The organism is Colwellia sp. 12G3 (genome assembly GCF_002836775.1).
In the GTDB taxonomy this organism is placed as follows: domain Bacteria; phylum Pseudomonadota; class Gammaproteobacteria; order Enterobacterales; family Alteromonadaceae; genus Colwellia.
The window spans coordinates 470,130-491,402 of record NZ_PJAQ01000017.1; the positions used below are offsets into that span (position 1 = coordinate 470,130).

15 protein-coding genes are annotated in these 21,273 nt (G+C 37.4%); 11 read left to right on the plus strand and 4 right to left on the minus strand.

The features are described 5' to 3' along the window. The first annotated feature begins 465 nt into the window (after nt 1-465). From CXF71_RS07500 to CXF71_RS07530, 7 genes are all read left to right on the plus strand, one after another. Nucleotides 466-3,498, plus strand: a complete 3,033-nt coding sequence (locus CXF71_RS07500; RefSeq protein ID WP_101232322.1) for a TonB-dependent receptor — start codon at nt 466-468, stop codon at nt 3,496-3,498. A gap of 307 nt (nt 3,499-3,805) precedes the next feature. Then, the gene (locus tag CXF71_RS07505) at nt 3,806-5,356 is read left to right on the plus strand and encodes a tryptophan halogenase family protein (protein WP_101232323.1); all 1,551 of its coding nucleotides are present in this window, start codon (nt 3,806-3,808) and stop codon (nt 5,354-5,356) included. A 39-nt stretch (nt 5,357-5,395) separates the two neighbouring features. Next, nucleotides 5,396-6,130 carry a SapC family protein gene (locus tag CXF71_RS07510; protein ID WP_101232324.1) on the plus strand — a complete coding sequence of 245 codons (735 nt, stop codon included), beginning with the start codon at nt 5,396-5,398 and terminating at the stop codon, nt 6,128-6,130. 20 nt (nt 6,131-6,150) lie between these two features. Continuing rightward, nucleotides 6,151-7,167 carry a cupin-like domain-containing protein gene (locus CXF71_RS07515; protein ID WP_101232325.1) on the plus strand — a complete coding sequence of 339 codons (1,017 nt, stop codon included), beginning with the start codon at nt 6,151-6,153 and terminating at the stop codon, nt 7,165-7,167. 11 nt (nt 7,168-7,178) lie between these two features. Next, the gene (locus CXF71_RS07520) at nt 7,179-8,669 is read left to right on the plus strand and encodes a tryptophan halogenase family protein (RefSeq protein WP_101232427.1); all 1,491 of its coding nucleotides are present in this window, start codon (nt 7,179-7,181) and stop codon (nt 8,667-8,669) included. 11 nt (nt 8,670-8,680) lie between these two features. Then, entirely contained in the window at nt 8,681-9,388 is a 708-nt protein-coding gene (locus CXF71_RS07525; RefSeq protein WP_101232326.1) for a DUF6445 family protein, read from the plus strand. Between the two features lie 399 nt (nt 9,389-9,787). Beyond that, complete coding sequence (locus CXF71_RS07530) at nt 9,788-10,336, plus strand: hypothetical protein (RefSeq protein WP_101232327.1); 549 nt, start codon at nt 9,788-9,790, stop codon at nt 10,334-10,336. A 47-nt stretch (nt 10,337-10,383) separates the two neighbouring features. On the opposite strand, the gene CXF71_RS07535 is transcribed toward CXF71_RS07530, so the two are convergent. From CXF71_RS07535 to CXF71_RS07545, 3 genes are all read right to left on the minus strand, one after another. After that, a complete protein-coding gene (locus CXF71_RS07535; protein WP_101232328.1) occupies nt 10,384-11,256 on the minus strand; it encodes a transporter substrate-binding domain-containing protein in 873 nt (290 codons plus the stop codon). Nucleotides 11,257-11,363: 107 nt separating this feature from the next. After that, on the minus strand, nt 11,364-13,940 hold the full coding sequence (locus CXF71_RS07540; RefSeq protein WP_101232329.1) for a glycoside hydrolase family 3 protein: 2,577 nt from the start codon (nt 13,938-13,940) through the stop codon (nt 11,364-11,366). A gap of 127 nt (nt 13,941-14,067) precedes the next feature. Continuing rightward, the gene (locus CXF71_RS07545) at nt 14,068-15,339 is read right to left on the minus strand and encodes a sugar MFS transporter (RefSeq protein ID WP_101232330.1); all 1,272 of its coding nucleotides are present in this window, start codon (nt 15,337-15,339) and stop codon (nt 14,068-14,070) included. A 321-nt stretch (nt 15,340-15,660) separates the two neighbouring features. On the opposite strand from CXF71_RS07545, the gene CXF71_RS07550 reads away from it, so the two are divergent. The 4 genes from CXF71_RS07550 (at nt 15,661) to CXF71_RS07565 (ending at nt 20,765) form a co-directional block, all read left to right on the plus strand. Further along, complete coding sequence (locus CXF71_RS07550; protein WP_101232331.1) at nt 15,661-16,992, plus strand: GH1 family beta-glucosidase; 1,332 nt, start codon at nt 15,661-15,663, stop codon at nt 16,990-16,992. A gap of 33 nt (nt 16,993-17,025) precedes the next feature. After that, nucleotides 17,026-18,561, plus strand: coding sequence for an MFS transporter (locus CXF71_RS07555; protein WP_101232332.1), 1,536 nt, complete (start codon nt 17,026-17,028; stop codon nt 18,559-18,561). A 163-nt stretch (nt 18,562-18,724) separates the two neighbouring features. Then, nucleotides 18,725-19,726 (plus strand): LacI family DNA-binding transcriptional regulator, encoded by a 1,002-nt coding sequence (locus tag CXF71_RS07560; protein ID WP_101232333.1) that lies wholly within the window; start codon nt 18,725-18,727, stop codon nt 19,724-19,726. A 55-nt stretch (nt 19,727-19,781) separates the two neighbouring features. Further along, nucleotides 19,782-20,765, plus strand: coding sequence for a glucokinase (locus CXF71_RS07565; RefSeq protein WP_101232334.1), 984 nt, complete (start codon nt 19,782-19,784; stop codon nt 20,763-20,765). Nucleotides 20,766-20,852: 87 nt separating this feature from the next. Here CXF71_RS07565 and CXF71_RS07570 read toward each other — a convergent pair whose 3' ends face one another. Next, nucleotides 20,853-21,182 carry a YbaB/EbfC family nucleoid-associated protein gene (locus CXF71_RS07570; RefSeq protein ID WP_198559850.1) on the minus strand — a complete coding sequence of 110 codons (330 nt, stop codon included), beginning with the start codon at nt 21,180-21,182 and terminating at the stop codon, nt 20,853-20,855. Between the last annotated feature and the right edge of the window lie 91 nt (nt 21,183-21,273).

Here is a 21,273-nt window from a genome sequence, read left to right on the forward strand (position 1 = left end):
AGCCTTTTTAGCTAAATTTGAGCTGATGTTCTTTTATTTTTGTTATCATTATTAGCTTCACCATCATTATTAAAAGTTACCTTTAGTCATGAAAACCAGTGGCACCCCGCTTACGCTTCATTATTGAACACAACACCAAATGTAAGCGCTTACAAATATACGGGTATTGGTATTATTTTCAACAATGTTTTTATTAGCAATAGTGTAAAATGAGCTAAATTACTATTAAATAACAACAATATAAATAAAAATAAAATATCGCAGCGATCAAAAAACATACATTTAGTGTATAAGCTTTAATTTACTTTTAAATATTTATTGACCTACTTTTATTAATGAATTACCTTTATGTAAGCGCTTACATAATACATTAACCGTTCAGGTTGTATTTTTTTTGTATCATATTGTAAGCGCTTACAATAAACTAATAATTAAAAAATGGTCGGCTAAGACTGGGGATTTAACATGATTCAGAAAACATTCACTAAAACAAGAATTGCAACAAGCTTGTCACTGATACTGGGTGCAACAGCACTACCTGCAATATCAGCAGAAGAAGCTAACATTAATGACAAGGTCGAAGTTATTGAAGTTACCGGTATCCGCGGTAGCTTAGTTAAATCGATGGACATCAAACGCAGTAGCTCAGGTGTTGTTGAAGCTATTAGTGCTGAAGATATTGGTAAATTTCCAGATACTAACTTAGCAGAGTCATTACAACGTATTTCAGGTGTAGCTATTGACCGTGATAACGGTGAAGGTAGTAAAGTAACCGTTCGTGGTTTTGGTCCAGATCGTAACTTAGTATTACTTAACGGTCGTCAAATGCCTACTAGCACCGGTGACCGTTCATTTGATTTTGCCAATATCGCCTCTGAAAGTATCAGTGGCGCTGAGGTTTACAAATCAAGTGATGCAACGATGGCAACGGGGGGGATTGGTGCAACAATCAATATTTTAACCCATAAACCATTAAACAACCCTGAGTTAGTGGCTACTGTTGGTATTAAAGCAGTAAATGATACTTCTGCTAGTGATGGAAGTGTTACACCGGAATTATCCGGCTTATACTCAAATACATTTGCTGATGACACCTTTGGTGTTTCAATTTCAGCGTCATATGCAAAACGTGAAAGTGGTAACCAACAAGCTGAAGTAGGTACAGGTTGGCGTTCATTCCCTGGTACTAAAGACCAAGATTGGTCAGGTGCACCAGGTGCAGATCCAACATGGGGCGGTGTTCCAAAAGAAAACCAAGTAAACCGCGTTACAGGTGCTGATGAAATTTACTCAGTGCCACAAACCACAATTTACAAATTTGAAGAACAACAACGTGAACGTGTTAATGGTCAAGTTGTATTCCAATACGCACCAACAGATAACTTCACTGCAACTGTAGATTACACCATGATGACTAATGAAGTAGATCGTCAATATAACGATGTCTCTGCATGGTTTACTTTTGCACCATCTGAAAGCGTATGGACTGATGGTCCTAATTCATCACCGTTATATTATACAGAAACTTATGGTGCTGATAATAAACAAGATTTCTCTATGGGTGCTTCATCTTCAGCCACTAAAGCTCAATCTCAGTCTATTGGTCTAAATTTAGCATGGCAAGTTAGTGAAAACTTATGGGTAGAGCTTGATCATCATTCATCAACAGCTGAACAAACACCAAATAGCCCATACGGTAGCTCAAACACTATCGGTACAGCTGGTTACATTCGAGAAGCTGCTGCAACTGACTTTACTGGTGATTTTCCAGTGTTAGCAGTAACAGGTGCTAACAGTGTAACTAAAGCCGATATGTTAGTATCAGGTTCTTGGTTTAGAAATGAAGACAATCGCTCTGAAATTGATCAAACACAAATTAATGGTAACTACGTAATTGAGGAGTTTGGTGACATCGATTTTGGTGTTGGTATGATGACCTCTAACAAGCGTAACCTAGCCGTTCAAGTACAACGTAACGATTGGGGCGGTGTTGGAACTGTTGGTGACTTAGCAGGCATTGGTGGTGACATCGACAGTGTGCAGGGTCAATTTGATGATGTGAGCGGTGGTAATTTTGAAAACCACCCTGATGGCCCTGATGGTTTTGAAATTGTTGATACCATCTTTATGTGGGACTTTGATGAACTTCGTAACTATGCAGAAGCAAATTACACACCTGCTGATGTATCAGGTGCCGGTGATTGTGGTACTTTATTCTGCCCATCTACTGATTACGCCCGTGATACTGACCGTTTTGTAGAAGAAGAAATAATCTCTGTTTACGCACAGTGGAACTATGACGGTGAGATTGGTGATATGCCATTCGATGTTCATGTTGGTGTTCGTTACGAAGAAACTGAAATCCATTCTACATCAGTTGTCCCTGACTTCACTGGTGCAACAACTCAGTGGGAAGGCGACACTGAAATTGTAATCGGTCAAACTGGTAATACTGCTGCTCTTAGTAAATCTGGCACATACGATCACCTACTTCCTAACTTTAACTTTAACTTAGAAATTACTGACGATGTTATATTACGTGCTGCTTTTAGTGAAACTATTGGTCGTGCCGGATACACTGATTTACAAGGTGGTACAACTATTGGTACCACTTTTAATAAGTCGGGCGGTAGTGGTAACTCAGGTAACCCTAGTCTTAAGCCATTAGAGTCAACTAATATAGACCTTTCTGCAGAGTGGTATTATGGTGAAGCAAGTTATGTATCTTTAGGTTACTTCAAAAAAGACGTAACAAACTGGATTTCACAAGGACAAGTTAACGAACAATTATTTAGTTTAAACAGCCCTGTTGATGGTCCTAAATATGATGAAGCACAACAAATAAGTGGCGATGCTGGTGAGCAACGTCAGTACATCTATGATACATACGGCGCATCTAACGATGAAGTTTACATGCTAGATGGTAAAATCATTATTGAAGGTGTTCCTGAAGATGAGCTAGTTAGCTTTTTAATCAACGTACCAGTAAATGACAGTATAAAAAATACTTTTGACGGTCTTGAATTTGCAGTCCAACATGTATTTGGTGAATCTGGTTTTGGTGCGTTTGCTAACTACACTATGGTTGATGCCGGTGATGATTATAACAACTTGCTTTTATCTGGCGAGTTTGACAATACTGAACTTATTGGCGACACAAACGATGGTGTTCAAGCAGGTATTTCTGATACAGCTAACTTTGTTTTATTCTATGAAAACTACGGTGTTTCAGCGCGTGTCGCTTATAACTGGCGTGATGAGTACTTAGAAGGTTTTGGTCAAGGTACTGGTGGAAATCCAACTTATGTTGAAGAATACTCTCAAATCGATTTCAACGTAAATTACACGTTCCAAGATATTGAAAACTTATCTGTTTTTGTTGAAGGCATCAACATTACAAATGAGTACCGTCGTAAAATCGGTCGTAGCTCTTCTCAAGTACTTAACGTAACTCAGCAAGGTGCACGTTATAGCATTGGTGCTCGTTATACTTTCTAAGTAGTTAACGGTTTAATGTTGTAAATTAACGAATTAAGCCGCTACTTGTAGCGGCTTTTATTTTCTTTAATCATTGATTGTTTTACTTTTTCAAAAAAGCCCATTTATTTTAATCTAGTGACTAAACGCTGTTTGTAAATTGCTATAACTATCCCCCCATAGGGCTATATAGTTATAGATAGAAGCCCAAAAGACAGATATAGTGATTATAATTTAGGCTTTTTTAAAAGCGTACAACTGTTTGACTAAACATGATAAAACGCAAAAAAATCAACTTTTTACTCGTAAGAAATCCCAATGAAACAGTATGAATAATTCAATCAAAAAAATAACAATTGTAGGTGGAGGCTCAGCTGGTTGGTTAACTGCCGGCATTCTTGCAAGTGAATTTAAAACGCAAGGGGATTTGGCCGTTGAGATAACGTTAATTGAATCGCCAGACGTGCCAACAGTTGGTGTAGGTGAAGGCACTTGGCCGTCAATGCGACAAACATTGAAAAAAATAGGGGTAAGCGAAGCTGATTTTTTAATGGAATGTGATGCCACTTTTAAACAAGCGTCAAAATTTGATAATTGGATAAATGGCACAAACGACAGCTACTTCCACCCTTTTACTCTACCAAGTGGTTTTTTTGAAACAAATATTGCTGAATTCTGGCAGCAACATAGCAAACAAGTTTCATTTGCAGACGCGACAACAGTACAAAGTCATTTATGTAAGAATGGATTAGCGCCAAAGCAAATATCAACGCCTGAATATGCATTTGCTTGCAATTATGGTTACCACTTAGATGCAGGCAAGTTTAGTACATTTTTACAAAAGCATTGTTGTGAGAAACTAGGCGTTAAGCATATCTTAGATCATGTGGTTAAAATAAATAGCCATGAAAATGGTGATATAGCTTCGGTTAGTAGTAAATTACATGGCGATATAGATGGTGATTTATTTATCGATTGTACTGGTTTTAAATCGTTATTGCTGGGTGAACATTACGGTGTCGAGTTTATTAGCCAAAAACATGTATTATTTAATGACACCGCACTTGCAGTGCACGTACCCTACCCTCACGAAAATAGCCCTATTGCCTCACACACTATTTCAACAGCACAGACAAGTGGCTGGATATGGGATATAGGTTTACCCTCTCGACGTGGTGTAGGTCATGTATATTCAAGCGCTCATATTAGCGATGATGAAGCAGAGCAGCAGCTTAGATCATATATATCACCATCATTAGGCAAAAATCAAAAGTTAGCGGACATTAGAAAAATATCTATTAACCCTGGTTTTCGAAGCAAATTTTGGCATAAAAACTGTGTTGCAATAGGTATGTCATCAGGTTTTATTGAACCGCTAGAAGCCTCAGCATTAGCACTTATTGAGCTTTCAGCCAAAATGGTAGCGGATCAATTACCGGCGAATCGTCAGGTGATGGACATTACAGCAAAACGTTTTAACGAAAAATTTAGCTATCGCTGGCAACGCATTATTGAGTTTTTAAAGCTTCATTATGTACTGTCTTCTAGGCAAGAAACTTATTGGCAAGATAATCGTTGTGAAAACAGCATTCCCGAGCACTTAAATGAACTTATAGCGCTATGGAAATATCAAACGCCTTATGGTTATGACACTCATCATACAGAAGAGTTATTTCCTGCAGCGAGTTTCCAGTATATTTTATACGGAATGGGATTTAAAACCGATTTAGCCTTGCGCCAAAAAAGAGAAGATAAAAAAGAAATCGCAAATAAATTTTTTAATGACAATATCGCTCATACACATAAATTGATGAATGCAATGTCATCAAATAGAGAATTACTTAACAAAATAAAACAATATGGATTAAGTAAAGTATAACTTTACCAATCGATATAAAAAATAATAACGGAGAATAAAATGGCGAATCATGCACTCGTGAGCCCTGTAGCACACAAAGATGTAAAAATAATTACCGACCGCAGTGCTAAATACGGCGACAACCTTTGGTATGCTCTTACATTTCCTCGAGAATTTAGAAGCGTCCAAGCCCATTACCCAATCTTTTTCAATAAAAATCCAAGCACAGGTAAGTTTATATCCGTTGCTCTATTTGGCTTTAAAGAACATGAAAACTTATTCCTTGATGATAATGGTTGGAACGCTGACTATATTCCTACATCAGTATTACGTAGCCCTTTTTTAATTGGTAAACAAAAAACTACTGAGAACGGCGTAGAAGAAGAACAACGCATGTTAACGTTAGATATGGATAACCCGCGTGTGAGCAATATTGAAGGTGAAGCACTATTTTTACCTTTTGGTGGTCATTCTGATTTCTTGGATAAGACCTCAAGTATGATGGAAGCATTGCATTTAGGTGCAATTGATGGCCAAGCATTCACTCAAAAACTCGAAGATTTAGAACTATTAGAGCCATGTACATTAGATATTACTTTAGATAATGGCCTTAAAAATCAAATGATTGGCTTTTATGTTATTAACGAAGACAAAGTTGACGCGTTAACAATTGAGCAAATTCAAGATTTACGTGAATCTAAATATTTACAAGCAATCTATATGGCTATTGCCTCACAAAGCAACATACGCTCGTTAGTTACCAAGAAAAATGCTTTAGTCGCAGCGCAAGACTAACCTACACTGAACTATTTATTATGTTGAACATCACTAACCAAGTGGAAGAACTGCACGATATAAAGGTTGATGATATACCTGACTGGCTACTCTTATCTGATAAACCTATGGTTTTAAGAGGTTTTGCCAGTCAATGGCCTTTAGTGCAAGCGGCTTTAAAATCATCACAACATGCTTGTGATTTACTGCGTACTTACTATAAGGGCACGCCAGTTAATACTTGCTATGCTGAGCCTGACATTAACGGTAGAGTATTTTACAACGAACAAGTAGATGGCTTTAATTATCGGGCAAGTAAAGCCGATTTAAATCTCGTTTTAGATAAACTATTAAGCCACCAGCAAGATGAGAAACCACCAACAATGTATGTTGGTTCAACCGAAGTAAATAGTTTTTTACCCGGATTTAAAGAGCAGCACCAAACATCGATAGATAATTACAGCCCCTTAACAAGCCTATGGATTGGTAATCAAAGTAAAATTGCTGCGCACTATGACTTTCCATTAAATTTGGCCTGCTGTGTTGTTGGCAAACGTCGATTTACCTTATTTCCTCCCGATCAAATAGATAATTTATATGTAGGTCCGATGGAGTTTGCTCCTGGTGGCCAAGATATTTCTATGGTCGATTTTGACAATCCAGACTTTGATAAATATCCTAAATTTAAAACAGCCATTAAACATGCCCTTGTTGCCGAATTAAACCCAGGCGATGCGCTATTTTTACCGAGTATGTGGTGGCATCACGTTGAAGGACTTGAAGCAATAAATATGCTTGTTACCCATTGGTGGCGAAATACACCAGCATTCATGGGACGTCCAAACAATGCATTATTAATGGCAATGTTAAGCTTAAGAAACTTACCTAAAGATCAACGTAAAGCATGGAAGAGCATATTTAACCATTATATATTTGAACATGACGAACAATCTAACGATCATATCCCAGACGATGCAAAAGGCATGTTGAAAATGCCCATTGATGAGCTTACTGCTCGAAAGATAAGAGCTGAACTAATAGAGAAGTTAAAACGATGAATGATAATAATATGAATAACACACCAATAAAAAATGTTGTTATTGCCGGAGGGGGCACCGCAGGTTGGATGGCTGCGGCCGCACTAAGTAAATTATTAGGTAAAGCCATTAACGTTACCTTAGTTGAATCTGATGATATTCCAACCGTTGGTGTTGGTGAAGCAACAATCCCTACCCTGCATATTTTTCATCAACTACTGGGTATTAACGAAGCCGAATTTATGGCGGCCACTAACGCAACATTTAAGCTTGGCATTTCATTTGAGAGTTGGCGCGATGTAAATAAAGATTACATACATTCATTTGGCTATTTAGGTCAAGATTGTTGGGCTTGTGGTTTTCAACATTTTTGGCTTAAAGGACTGAAAAAAGGCATCGTATCGGATATCGGAGATTATTGTCCTGAACATTTAGCAAGCCGAGAAGGTCGCTTTGCTGTTCTTGCTAACCAAGATTTAAACCATGCCTATCATTTAGATGCTGGCTTATATGCGAAGTTTTTGCAAAAAATAGCAGACAAGTTTGGTTGCCAACGCATTGAAGGTAAAATTAATAAGGTAAACCTTGATGAGAAAACAGGCAATATAACGAGTTTAAACCTAGAAAACGGTAAAGTGGTAGAAGGCGATCTATTCATTGATTGTACCGGTTTTAGAGGCTTGTTAATTGAAGATGCCTTACATACAGGATATGACGATTGGAGCCACTATTTACCTTGTGATAGTGCAATAGCAGTACAAACAGAAACAGTTAATAAGCCAGTACCCTATACACGTTCAATCGCCAGAGATTCTGGTTGGCAGTGGCGTATTCCATTACAAAACCGCACGGGTAATGGTTTTGTTTTTTGTAGTAAGTACATGACCGACGAAGAAGCCAAAAAAACGCTATTAGATAATGTCGAAGGTAAGTTGTTAAATGAGCCTAGAGTGATCAAATACAAAACCGGTGCTCGCCGTAAACACTGGAATAAAAATTGTATTGCCATAGGTTTATCATCTGGATTTATTGAACCTTTAGAGTCTACAGGTATTCATTTATTTCAAAAAGCGATTGTGCGTTTATTGCAAATGTTTCCATCGCAAGGTATCAACCAGTCAGATGTTGATGAGTATAATGATCAAACGAAAAAAGAAGCTGACAATATTCGTGATTTTATTATATTGCATTACCATTTAACCGATCGCCGGGACACCCGGTTTTGGCGGTATTGTGCAATGATGCCAATTCCGGATTCGCTGGCACATCGAATGAAATTATTTAAAGAGTCAGGGCGAGTATTTAAAAAAGCCAATGACTTATTTGGTGAGACATCTTGGGTACAAGTAATGATGGGACAAGGGTTGATGCCAGAGCAATATCACCCCATTGTCGATATGATGAGTGATGATGAGCTAAAAACGTTTTTAGACAAAATTAAAAACGGCGTGCATAAACGTGTTGCCAACTGGCCTGATCATAATGACTTTATTAATCACTACTGTAAATCAAGCAATGGTTAATCATTTATATAATGACAGAATTTAAAGTAAACCCTAATATAAATCCTGTCATAAAGAAGGTAGGTAAAGAGCAAACACCAGTGATAATCATCGACGATTTTATCACTGACCTTACCCCTATATTAAATGATGCATATCACAACCAAACATTTTCGACGGACTCTAACTCATTCTACCCAGGTATTAGGAGCAGGTTACCCACCGCGTATGTTTTGGAAATTCTAAAAGCTGTCTATCAAGGCATCTATCAAGTTTATGGTATTCCCCGTTCATTGAAGCTCAAGCTAATGCTTAATTATTTCTCTTTAATAAATAAGCCAGAAGAGGAACTTGTGCTACTGCAACGTATTCCTCATTTTGATACCAATAACCCATACCACTTTGCGATATTGCACTACCTTAATCCGAATGAACATGGTGGAACGGGCTTATTTAGGCATACAGCTACGGATTTTGAACGAATAAGTGAAGAGAGAGTTAGTCGCTATATAAAAAGCTGTGAACAATTTATGGAATTAAATGGCAAGCCAGATGCTAAGTACCACAATAGCAGTTCAGATTTATTTAAGCTTTATGATGAAGTTGCATACAAGCAAAATCGGTTAGTTATTTACCCTGGAAACCTGCTACATTCAACTATTGTTGATTTAAAAAAAGATATTGATGAAAACCCTCAAACAGGTCGGTTAACGAGTAATATATTTGTCGATTTCATCTAAGACGAGCTTATACCAATTTGATTAAATTTCTTCCCTACTCAGAACTACATTGCTGAGCTTAGAATAAGCAAAATTTGTCAAACATAGTTATTCTATATTTCATTAATTTTGTGATGTTATTAGTTTACCAATGAGTTCCCAGAGGGCTATTTTAAAAGGTAGTTTCTACTTATCATTAGCCTCCCCTGCTTTTCAAAATAGAAAGCAATAGTGGAAAAAAACAGCTAAAAACGGACATGAATTGGGTAACCATACGATTAATCATGCCTGTAGAGGTTCTTTGCCAAATAGAGACTAGGTAGATACCTTTCGTAATATAAGTTTGCATATAAATAACCACTAAAATGATATCTTACTTCTATAAGTCTTCACTTTTAAATAAATTTTCGAGTAATTATAATGCAAGTAGAAATTCAACATCATGAGTTTAATAAAAACTTGTTTTTTTATGACCTAGTGTCAAGTTTCTCCATCTCTTTATGCGGTTGTCCGGTAATCTTTGAAGAGGAAATAGAAGTATATAAAATGGCTAATCAAATATTGAGTTTTCCTGGTGCTTATTCTCAAACAAAGCACCTATCGCCATTCCAATTGAGAAAGCAAGCGCTTAGAGGTGATATAAACAAAAGCAAACATATCGTTTCGTGTTGCATGATGCTGGCTAATACTGCTTATGAGTCAGTAAAACAATATAATGATGGCTCTGAAGTTTTCGAATTCTTCAGACATATTCGTAATGCATCTTCCCACTTAAATGTTTTTCAATTCAATCACAAAGAGCCTGCTCACCCAGCACAATGGCGAGGTGCGATTATTGAGCATCAACAAAAGGGTGATAAAAATTCGCTTTTTGCTAAGCCTTGTTTTGGCCACTTTATCGGTGTGGCTGATTTACTTGATTTGTTAATGGATATTGAGCACAAGATAATTAAGCAACAAAATAAATAAGTAAAGTGAACGCTAAAATACCTTACTTAATGGTTAATGGTTAATGGTTAATTTAAGAAGGAGTGAAATAAGGCTATTTTTTCTACCACTTGTTGAGTCTCTGATGACATAAAGCGGTTATTCAGTTTAAATACTTTTCTCTGTCCCAACTTGGCAGAAGCTAACATGTTTTTTGTTACAGGATGGCTATCAAATAGCTTTTTAAAACTTCCATTTTTTTCAGCTTTTCTTAGACCTACTTCTATACGACTTTTAAGCTTTGGGTTGTCGTTACTTACAAAAAAATAATAAGGCGATGGGTAATGCAGTGCTAATGAAGATTCAACCTGTAAACCTTCAAAAATTTCCACTTCATTCCATGCCTCATGCAATGCTCTTGGCATATAATCAAAGCGGCCATGCTGCAACATATTAAATAAAGTTTTATGGCCTGGCCCGGTAATTAACCGATAATTATTATCGGTTAAAATTGTTGAGTCTGGCCAATCATACCCTTGTCCCGCAAAGAGTTTTTTAAGTTGTTTCGCTGTCTTAATTTGAGAGAACTTATCTTGCTGGCCCTGCTTTATTAAAAATATACGATAACCACCTAACCCTCTTAGTAGCGGTATTCTGATAGGGTTTACTGCTATTTCACGCTCTTTCGAGGTCATAGTCCAAGTAACACTCACGTTGCGATTATATTTAATCTCAACAAGTGAGCGACCCTGATACATTGGTTGAATCGCCTTTTGAAGCTGATATTCACCAAACTCCTCTTTAGAGCTTTCAAGAGCAAGTTTAAGTAAGGCGATATAGTACGCATCTTCTTTAAATTGCCCTTCATCGAACCAAGGATAATAAATAATATCTTTAGCTTGAGACACGCTGCTAACCGTGACAAAAAACAACATAAACAAAACAATATAACGACTACGCATTACATAAACCTCCATCAATTACTGAAATACATTACTGGCATAACTATGAACAATATTTGTTATGAGTTATGCCAGTTATACTTGATAGCATTACTAAGGTGGATTATTTATTGACAGTTAATCGTTGCATTTTTTGCTTTATTAGCTTGCAATTTCAATGTTGAAAATGACACAACACCTTGGCCTGCGGTGGTGATACCAAATGGCACAGTAACTCGGCCAAAATTAACACCTTGTTTAACAAAGCAATTAAGATCAACGCTAAGCTCTTGCCATTCATGCATAGTAAAACCTTTTATTACTGCGCTGATATCAACCGATTTTTGACAATCAGCTTCATCACAATGCATTTCAAGCATTATAGACTCACTAAATTCTTGGTCTTTACGCACCAGAACAGTTAACGCTGAATCGTTTTCGATATATTGACGTAAATCTTCAACAAAAGTACTTTGTAATCTCACTGAAGCAGATTCTTTACCAGTAAAGCTTAAGGTTCGAGCATCTTCTTGTACATCTTTATCCATGGTACTTAACGTAACACCCGGCAGTTCAACAACCGAACTAGATACACCAATCGCTTGCTCACCTGAAATAACATTTAGCGACCACGGCGCTTTTACCGCATGTTCAAATAACACCAAAGACTGCTCGGCATTAGCCGACTTTTCAACAACTACACTTAAATCATCAGGTAACGTATTGTCGTCACCATATTGCAGACCAAAACCATAAGGTAATAAAGGTGCATAATCTTCATCAAAGCGGTTTACAACGGCTTGTGTCGCCGATTTAGGCCAAGAGAAAGACAGCTTTCCTTTAAAGTTATGGTGAATTTCACCATCTGCTTTAGTGAATAATACATCACTTACGCCAACACCTTCACTACCTGGTAACCAAGCAGCAACGAATGCATCAGACGCATTTAGCTCGGCGTTAACCCACATAGGACGACCAGAGATAAATACAGAAACAACTTTAATGCCTTCAGCTTTAAGCTTTTTAAGTAACGCTAAATCAGTTTTATTACCGCGTTGATAATCAAGATTGTCAATGTCACCTATACCTTCTGCGTAAGGTTGTTCACCAAACACAACAATAGCAACCTCTGGTTTTTGTGTATAAATGCCATCAACCGCTAATTCAATATTACCACCCGCACTGTTTACCACTTGCTTAAAGCCATCATAAATTGAACTGCCACCAGGGAAGTCAGAATTTACATTGCCAGTGCCTTGCCATGTTACCGACCAACCACCAGATTGTTGGCCTATATTGTCAGCTCCACTACCAGAAACTAGAACATTAGTGTTTGGTTTAATTGGTAAAATGTTGTTTTTATTTTTAAGTAAAACAAGTGATTCTCGTACTGCTTGACGCGCAACTTGGCGATGTTCGGCTGCACCAATGAGTTCAAGTTTTCCTGAGATAGCACGATTTTCAGGACTTGGCTTATCAAAGATGCCAGCTCTAAACTTCACCCGTAAAATACGGCTGACTGCATCATCAATACGTGACATTTTAATTTCACCCGACTTAACTTGACCAATGGTATTTTCATACAAAGGTTTCCAAGCATCGGTCGGCACCATAAATATATCTAGGCCAGCATTTACGGTTTGACTACAACTCTCGTTTGTACAGCCTGGAATTTGGCCATGGCCATTCCAATCACCAACGACAAAGCCATCAAAGCCCATTTTTTCTTTTAATACGTTGGTTATTAAATATTTATTGCCATGCAATTTTTCACCATGCCAACTATTAAATGATGCCATTACCGATTGCGCACCAGCCTCTAAGCCACCTACATAACCTTGGGCATGAATATCAAATAATTCCTGTTCTGAAGAAAGGTTATTACCTTGATCATCTCCGCTCTCAGTACCACCATCACCTAAAAAGTGTTTGATAGTGGATATCACGCGTGAATCACCTAAGAAATCTTTATCTGCATGTCCTTGCAAACCTTTTACAATAGCCGCTGAATACTCACGAACTATCTCTGGGTCTTCTGAATAACCTTCATAAGTTCTGCCCCAGCGATCATCACGAACAACAGCAACCGTAGGTGCAAACACCCAATCGATACCTGTAACCATCACTTCGGTGGCAGTAACAGCAGCAATTTTTTCAATAAGTGCAGAGTTATTTGCAGCACCTAAACCAATGTTATGTGGAAACAAAGTGGCGCCTATAACATTGTTATGACCATGTACGGCATCGGTGCCCCAGATAGTAGGAATACTATTGCCATCCAAGCTGTCATCAACTGATGCTTGATACATAGCTTCAGCTAATTTGATCCAATCAGCGGGTGTTGCATGTTTATCATTGTTAGGAAAAGCGCCACCACCATTTAAATATGAGCCAAAGCCATATTTACGCATATCTTCAACAGTAATATCGCGTATTTCTGGTTGGATCATCTGCGCAACTTTTTGTTCAAGTGTCATAGTGGCTAATAATGACGCCACTTTAGCTTCAATCTCTGCATCCGGCTTTACGGCAATATCAAGTACAGGCCAGATATCAATATTCGATGAAGCTGCTGGTTGTGATACTGATTCAACGGTCGCCTCAGCTGTTTCCGAAGAGGCTTGTTTTTGAGCATTACAACCCACAATGAGTGACGACATCGCCAGATAAAGCATACTGGTCTTAATTGATTTATTTTTTATCATAGTTTTACTTCTTGTTTTTATTGATTATATATATTAATTGTTAATTTATATCGTTGCTTTTTATAGCTAACTTTTTATTGTTAGCTTCTTATAAATATTAACGAGGGTACTTCTGATAACCCTGCAGTTATTTGGCTATCGATTTTACTTTGCTGCCTGAAAGACCGTAATAAGCAATAAAAACATAGCAAACAATAGGTAATAAAAGTGCAGGTTGTATACCTACACTATCCACTAAAAACCCTTGCATCAGTGGAATAATAGCGCCACCAACAATAGCTAAACATAAAATTCCTGAGCCTTGGCTGGTATGTTTACCTAGGCCGTTAATCGCTAAACTAAATATCGTTGGAAACATAATTGAATTACATAAACCAACTAATAAAATGGCTACCATAGCAACTGTGCCTGAAGTGAATACAGCAGTTAAAACTAATACAATAGCGACACTCGCGTTGAACAATAACGCCTTACCGCCTGCAATTTTTTGCATAACAGCCGCGCCAATAAAACGACCGACCATAGCGCCACCAAAATAATAAGCGATATATTTTGCGGCTTTAGATTCTTCTAACCCGGCAATACTAGGTTCAGCTAAAAAGCTCACTAACAAACTACCAATTGAAACTTCAGCACCAACATAAACAAAAATACCAACAGCGCCTAAAACCAAATGGCGATATTGCCATGCACTTCCTTCAATTTCCGTAACGTTTTTTTCTTCAGTGCTATCATCAGATACAGATAAGTTAGGTAATTTTAACCAAGCAAAAACGGCAGCAAGCACTAACAACATAGCCGCAAGTAAAACGTAAGGCATTTGTACAGATTCTGCAGATGCTTGTTCAGAAATAGCACCCGCGGCTTCATTTAAGATCAAATAAGCACCAAAGAATGGTGCTACGGTTGTACCCAAGGCATTAAAAGCTTGTGTCATGGTTAAACGGGATGAAGCTGTTTTTGCATCGCCTAACAAACTAACATAAGGGTTTGCTGAAACTTGTAATAAGGTAATGCCACTGGCAAGAATAAATAATGCCATTAAAAATACAGGGTAGCTGTGCATACTTGCTGCAGGATAAAAGCATAAACAACCGGTGGCAGCTATCACTAATCCCAAGACAATCCCTTTTTGATAGCCTAATTTTTTAACAATTGCACCTGCGGGTAGTGACACGATGAAATAGGCACCAAAGAAGCAAAACTGTACTAACATGGCTTGAGCATAGGTTAAATTAAACACACCTTTTAAGTGCGGAATTAAAATGTCGTTTAAACAAGTAATAAACCCCCACATAAAAAATAATGACGTTAGCGACGTTAATGCAAATGTATAATTATTAGCTGGCTGCATTTCACCCACTTGCTCGAAAGTACCTGAATTTGACTGCATTGACATAATTTACCTCTTAAAATTATTTTATTATTAGTTATTAACGCATTTTAGTCTGAGCAAAATATTGACTATTACATTAATTAGAAAACACTTACCTACGAGTGATTAAGTACCAATTTTCAATAACTTAATTATATTTAATTTAAAACTAAGTGAAAGTGGTTGACCTAAGTCATAGAAAGCTCTAATCTAAATGTAAGCGCTTACATGGTTGCATTAAAGAACATCTAGATACTTTTATCAACCTTTTTATAAACGCTACATAAAAATAAAATACAGATAATCGCCAAGTTAACTTGGCTTACAGAAATAGGTAACTCATTCATGACTGTCAAACTTACTCTACCCGCCCAATCTAAAATGTTATCAAAAGATTTCATCTATGGTGTAGCAACGGCTTCATTTCAAATTGAGGGTGGCAAAGACGCAAGACTTCCATGCATTTGGGATACTTTTTGTAATACACCCAATAAAATTATTGATGGCTCAAATGGTGAAGTGGCGTGTGATCATTTTAATCTTTGGCAAGACGATGTTGAGCTAATTGATTCATTGGGGGTTGATGCTTATCGATTATCTATTTCATGGCCACGTGTAATAACCGAATCTGGTGAGTTAAATCAGGCTGGTGTTAATTATTATCTAAATATTTTAGATAGATTGAAATCTAAGAATATTAAAGCGTTTGTCACCCTTTATCATTGGGACTTACCTCAACACCTTGAAGATAAAGGTGGCTGGTTAAATAGAGAAACGGCTTATAAATTTCAAAACTATGCAGACCTAATTTCAAAAGTTTTTGGTGATAGAGTTTATGCCTATGCAACACTAAATGAACCTTTTTGTAGTGCCTTTTTAGGTTACGAAGCCGGCGTTCATGCACCTGGGATTGTTGGTAAAGAATTTGGTAAAAAGGCTGCGCATCATTTATTACTTGCCCACGGTTTGGCCATGCAAGTATTAGCAAAAAATAGCCCAAGTAGCCAAAATGGTATCGTGCTAAATTTTACTCCTTGCTACCCAGAGTCTGATTCAGCAGCCGATATAAAAGCAACTTCATTTGCCGATGATTATTTCAACCAGTGGTATATTAAACCTTTATTTGACGGTGATTATCCTGAAATAATGGCTGAACTGCCTAAAGAAAATCATCCAGAAATTCTTGAAGGTGATATGGCTATCATTTCACATCACATTGATTTCTTAGGGGTCAATTTTTATACCCGTGCAATTTATCGTGCCGATGCTGAAGAACACTTTTTGCAAATTAAGCCACCTGCGCCTCGTACCGATATTGGCTGGGAGATTTATCCAAAAGCGTTTACTGAGTTATTAGTATCACTCAATGACAAGTATGTACTTCCTCCTGTTTACATCACAGAAAATGGTGCCGCAATGGCTGATAAACTGGTTGATGGTGTTATTAATGATTTAGATCGTATAGATTATTACCACAACCACCTGAATGCAGTGAATGATGCAATTGTGCAAGGTGTACAAGTGAATGGCTATTTCGCCTGGAGTTTAATGGACAACTTTGAATGGGCAGAGGGTTACTTAAAACGCTTTGGTATCGTTTATGTTGATTATGATAGTCAAGTAAGAACGATTAAAGCCAGTGGACTTGCTTATAAAGCATTAATAACCAATAGATAAAAATTAGTATTAATCTAAGCGATTGGAACCAAAATGACTAAATTACCGTTTTATGAAAAAGTAGGTTACGCCATGGGCGATGCCGCTGCTAACTTAGTGTGGCGTGGCGCTTTAGCTTACTTAGCAGTGTTTTATACCGATACGTTTGGTTTAACTGCCGCAGCTGCCGCTATGCTTTTTTTAGTCGTTCGTTTATCCGATGGTGTCACTGATATCATCATGGGAATGATAGCTGACAGAACCAATACTAAATGGGGTAAATTTCGCCCTTGGATATTATGGTCAACTCCCTTTTTAGCCATATTTATGGTGTTATCTTTCACCACCCCTGATTTAAGTTATACCGGCAAGCTTATTTACGCCTATGTCACTTATATTGGTTTAACCCTTGCTTACACACTTAATAACGTGCCCTATTCAGCGTTGATGGGCGTAATGACACCAAGCGATACCGAACGTACCAGTTTATCAGGTTTTCGTTTCGCTGGTGCCTTTGCAGGTGGTTTGTTAGTGATGGGTTTTTTACCTGATTTAGTCGCTTATTTTGGTGATGGCAATGATGCCATGGGCTATCAATATTCCATGTATTTATTTGCCGCTATTTTAATTGTATTAATGGTGATAACTTTTGCTAGTACCCAAGAGCGTATTACCCCCGAAATAGACGAATCAGTGAGTTTAAAATCAGAATTAGGAGACTTACTTAAGAACTTACCTTTTATTATTTTACCGTTACTATCCGTGACTTTATTCTTCTATTATCGCGACATTTATAGTGGCCTATTTTTTATTGTGGTCATGGCTTCTATGTGGATACTAATTAAAGGATTAATTAAAAAATCGCCTGATGACATGAGCGGTACACAACGAGACATGGTTGATTTACTGACAAATAAACCTTGGTTAATATTACTCGGCATGGGTTTTTTAACCATGATGTTTAACGGTATAAAGTACGGCACTATTGCCTATTACTTTAAATACCAAGTAGGCGATGAACTCATGGCTGGACAATATTTTATCGCATTGTTGATGGTGTCTATTTTAGGCGCATTAGCCACTGGATATCTTTCGAAAAAATTAGGTAAACGTAACTTATTTATTGTATCACTTATCCTCAGTGGCTTACTTACGGCTGGTTTTTATTGGGTACCTAAAGGTAATATTAGTGCCATCTTCATTTTAGGATGTAGTGCTGAGTTTTTTGCCGCAATGATGCCAACACTATTCTTTACCATGTTAGGTGATTCAGCTGATTACTCTGAATGGAAAAATGGTCGTCGCGCTACGGGACTTATTTATTCTGCAGGCACGTTTGTCCAAAAAACGGGTGGTGGCTTTGCCGGTGCATTAGTATTAGTAGTGCTTGCAGGTTATGGCTACGACGGCATGGACAAAGCTACGGTCGAAGCGTCGTTACCTGGCATGCAATTACTGATGAGTTGGATACCCGCAGCTTTCGCTTTTTCTGGTGCTGCATTAATGATTTTTTATCCCTTAACAAGTAAAGAAAATAAACAGATTGGTGATGAATTAATACAACGTAGAGCTAATTTAGTCAGCGTTTAAGTGTATTGACTGCATTAGGTTAAACATACATCGGTATGTTTAATAGATTATCTATCAAGCAGAATTAACACGGCTTCTAGTTAATCCATTGGTAAACATGCTAGAATTTTGCGGTTACAATTCAATATATTTTTACAACTAGATTGCTCTACTTAGGAATAACATGGCGACAATATACGAAGTTTCAACACTGGCAGGGGTTTCATTAGCAACCGTTTCTCGTGTGATAAATAAAAATTCACGCGTTAGCGATAAAACACGCCAAAAAGTTTTAGACGCGATGGCTGAACTTGGTTATCGTCCTAACTCTATTGCCCAATCCCTTGCTTCTAACAGAAGTAATAGTGTTGGTATATTAGTCTCTGAATTACATGGTGCTTTCTTTGGTCAAATGATGGCAGGCATTGAGTCTGAATTAAGAGCTGCGGGTAAACATGTCATTATAACCACAGGTCACAGTGAAGAAGATAAAGAAAAGGACGGTATTGAGTTTCTAATTAGTAGAAATTGTGATGCTATTATCTTACATGTTGAAGCGGTAAGTGATGAATATCTTATTGAGCTATGTAAAGGCAGCACACCTATTTATTTAATGAGCCGTTACGTTGATGAAATTAGTGATAATTGTATTAGTTTAAATAATGAATTAGGTGGCTTCCTTGCAACCCAGTCAGTGATAGAACAAGGACACACAAATATTGCTTATATTGCCGGACCACAATTTAAAGCCGATTCAAGAGACCGTTTGGCTGGTCATAAACGTGCACTGACTGAAAATAATATTGCTTTTAATAACGCATTATATTTTGAAGGGGATTTTAAAGAAACAGGCGGCAGTGATGGTTTAAAGCACTTCATCGCAAATAAACAAGCTTACAGTGCCTTAGTTTGTGCCAATGATGAAATGGCTTCTGGTGCTATAACTTATGCCAGAGAACAAGGGTTTTCCTTGCCAAACGATTTATCAATAATAGGCTTTGATAATATAAACTTTGCGAGACATACCTACCCTAAATTAACAACTATAGACAATCCGGTAAATTTAATGGGTCATATGGCCGCAAAGTTGGTGTTAAAAAACAATTATAAACAAAAGGACATAGCCATTACCCACTATTTTGAACCAACACTGATAACCAGAGATTCAGTTATTGGCAAAACCTAACGCAACGGCTAGTAAAATTTAATATATTCCCATTGAACGAAAAGTAATAGAGAAGATGATGAACTCACAAAATACTCAAATAGTTAATTTAGTGGCTGATATTGGTGGCACTAATATCAGGTTAGCAATCACTGATAAGAACAATAATATTAATGAAATTGAAACCTATCAGTGCCAAGATTTCCCACATTTAAGTAATGTAATTCATCACTATTTAAAGGAGAAATCGTTACTTAATTCCAAAGTTAATGCTTGTTTAGCCATTGCTTGTCCTGTCGATACAGATTCAATATCCATGACAAATTTACCATGGAAGTTTTCACAAAAGCAGCTTAAAGAAGAGCTTAAATTAAATAGCTTAACGCTAATAAATGATTACACAGCAATAGCGATGGCGATTCCTTTGCTAAATGATCAGCAGAAAATAAAGATTGGCCAAGGAGAAACAGTAGATAAACAACCTATAGCGGTATGTGGGCCAGGTACAGGTCTTGGCGTTGCTAATTTAGTCAACATTAACAATCACTGGCACTGCTTGGGTGGCGAAGGTGGTCATACAGATTTTGCGCCTGTTGATGAACTCGATGTAAAAATATTTCAACAGTTAAAAACAACTAAAAATCGCCTCTCTTATGAACAGCTGCTTTCTGGTTATGGTTTAGAACAAATATACCAAGCCTTAGTTGTGATCAATAATGAAGATACCAAGAATACTAAACTAACCGCTAAAGATATTAGTACTCAAGCAATCGCTGGAACCTGCCTAATTTGCCGACAAGCATTGTCACAGTTTTGTAAAATTTTAGGCAGTTTTGCTGGTAACTTAGCCTTAACCACAGGGTCACTTGGTGGAGTATATATCGCGGGTGGGATAGTGCCGAGGTTTATCGAGTATGTAAAAAACAGTGAGTTTAGAGAACGATTTGAAACTAAAGGTCGTATGTCTCATATAAATAAACAAACACCAACTTATATTATAACAGAAAGCCAACCGGGGTTAATTGGTGCTGCCGCTTACCTTAATCAGATTTGCCAATAGTTAGAGCAAAATATGGCGTTACAAGAACAAAAAAGCTCAAGAGTATCTTGAGCTTTTTTTATGGTAAGTACTACTTTTAAAAGCAGTTTAAAATGGCATTTTCATCCCTGGTGGTAATTGCATACCGCCAGTAAGTGCGCCCATTTTATCTTTGTTTTGCTCTTCAACACGACGTACTGCATCATTTACCGCTGCAGCAAGTAAATCTTCAATCATGTCTTTGTCATCACTCATTAAGCTTTCATCAAGCTCAACACGGCGAACACTATGATTACCAGTCATCGTTACTTTCACCATACCGGCTCCAGCTTCACCAACAACTTCCATATGAGCTAACTCTTCTTGCGCTTTAGCCATTTTTGCTTGCATTTGTTGGGCTTGTTTCATTAAGTTGCCCATTCCGCCTTTCATCATAATCTTTTCTCCAATATTATTAGGTTAACTATTTTATAAATTATTTTGTCATTTTACCCTAAAGCAACCAAGTTTTGAATATTAACTCGGGGTA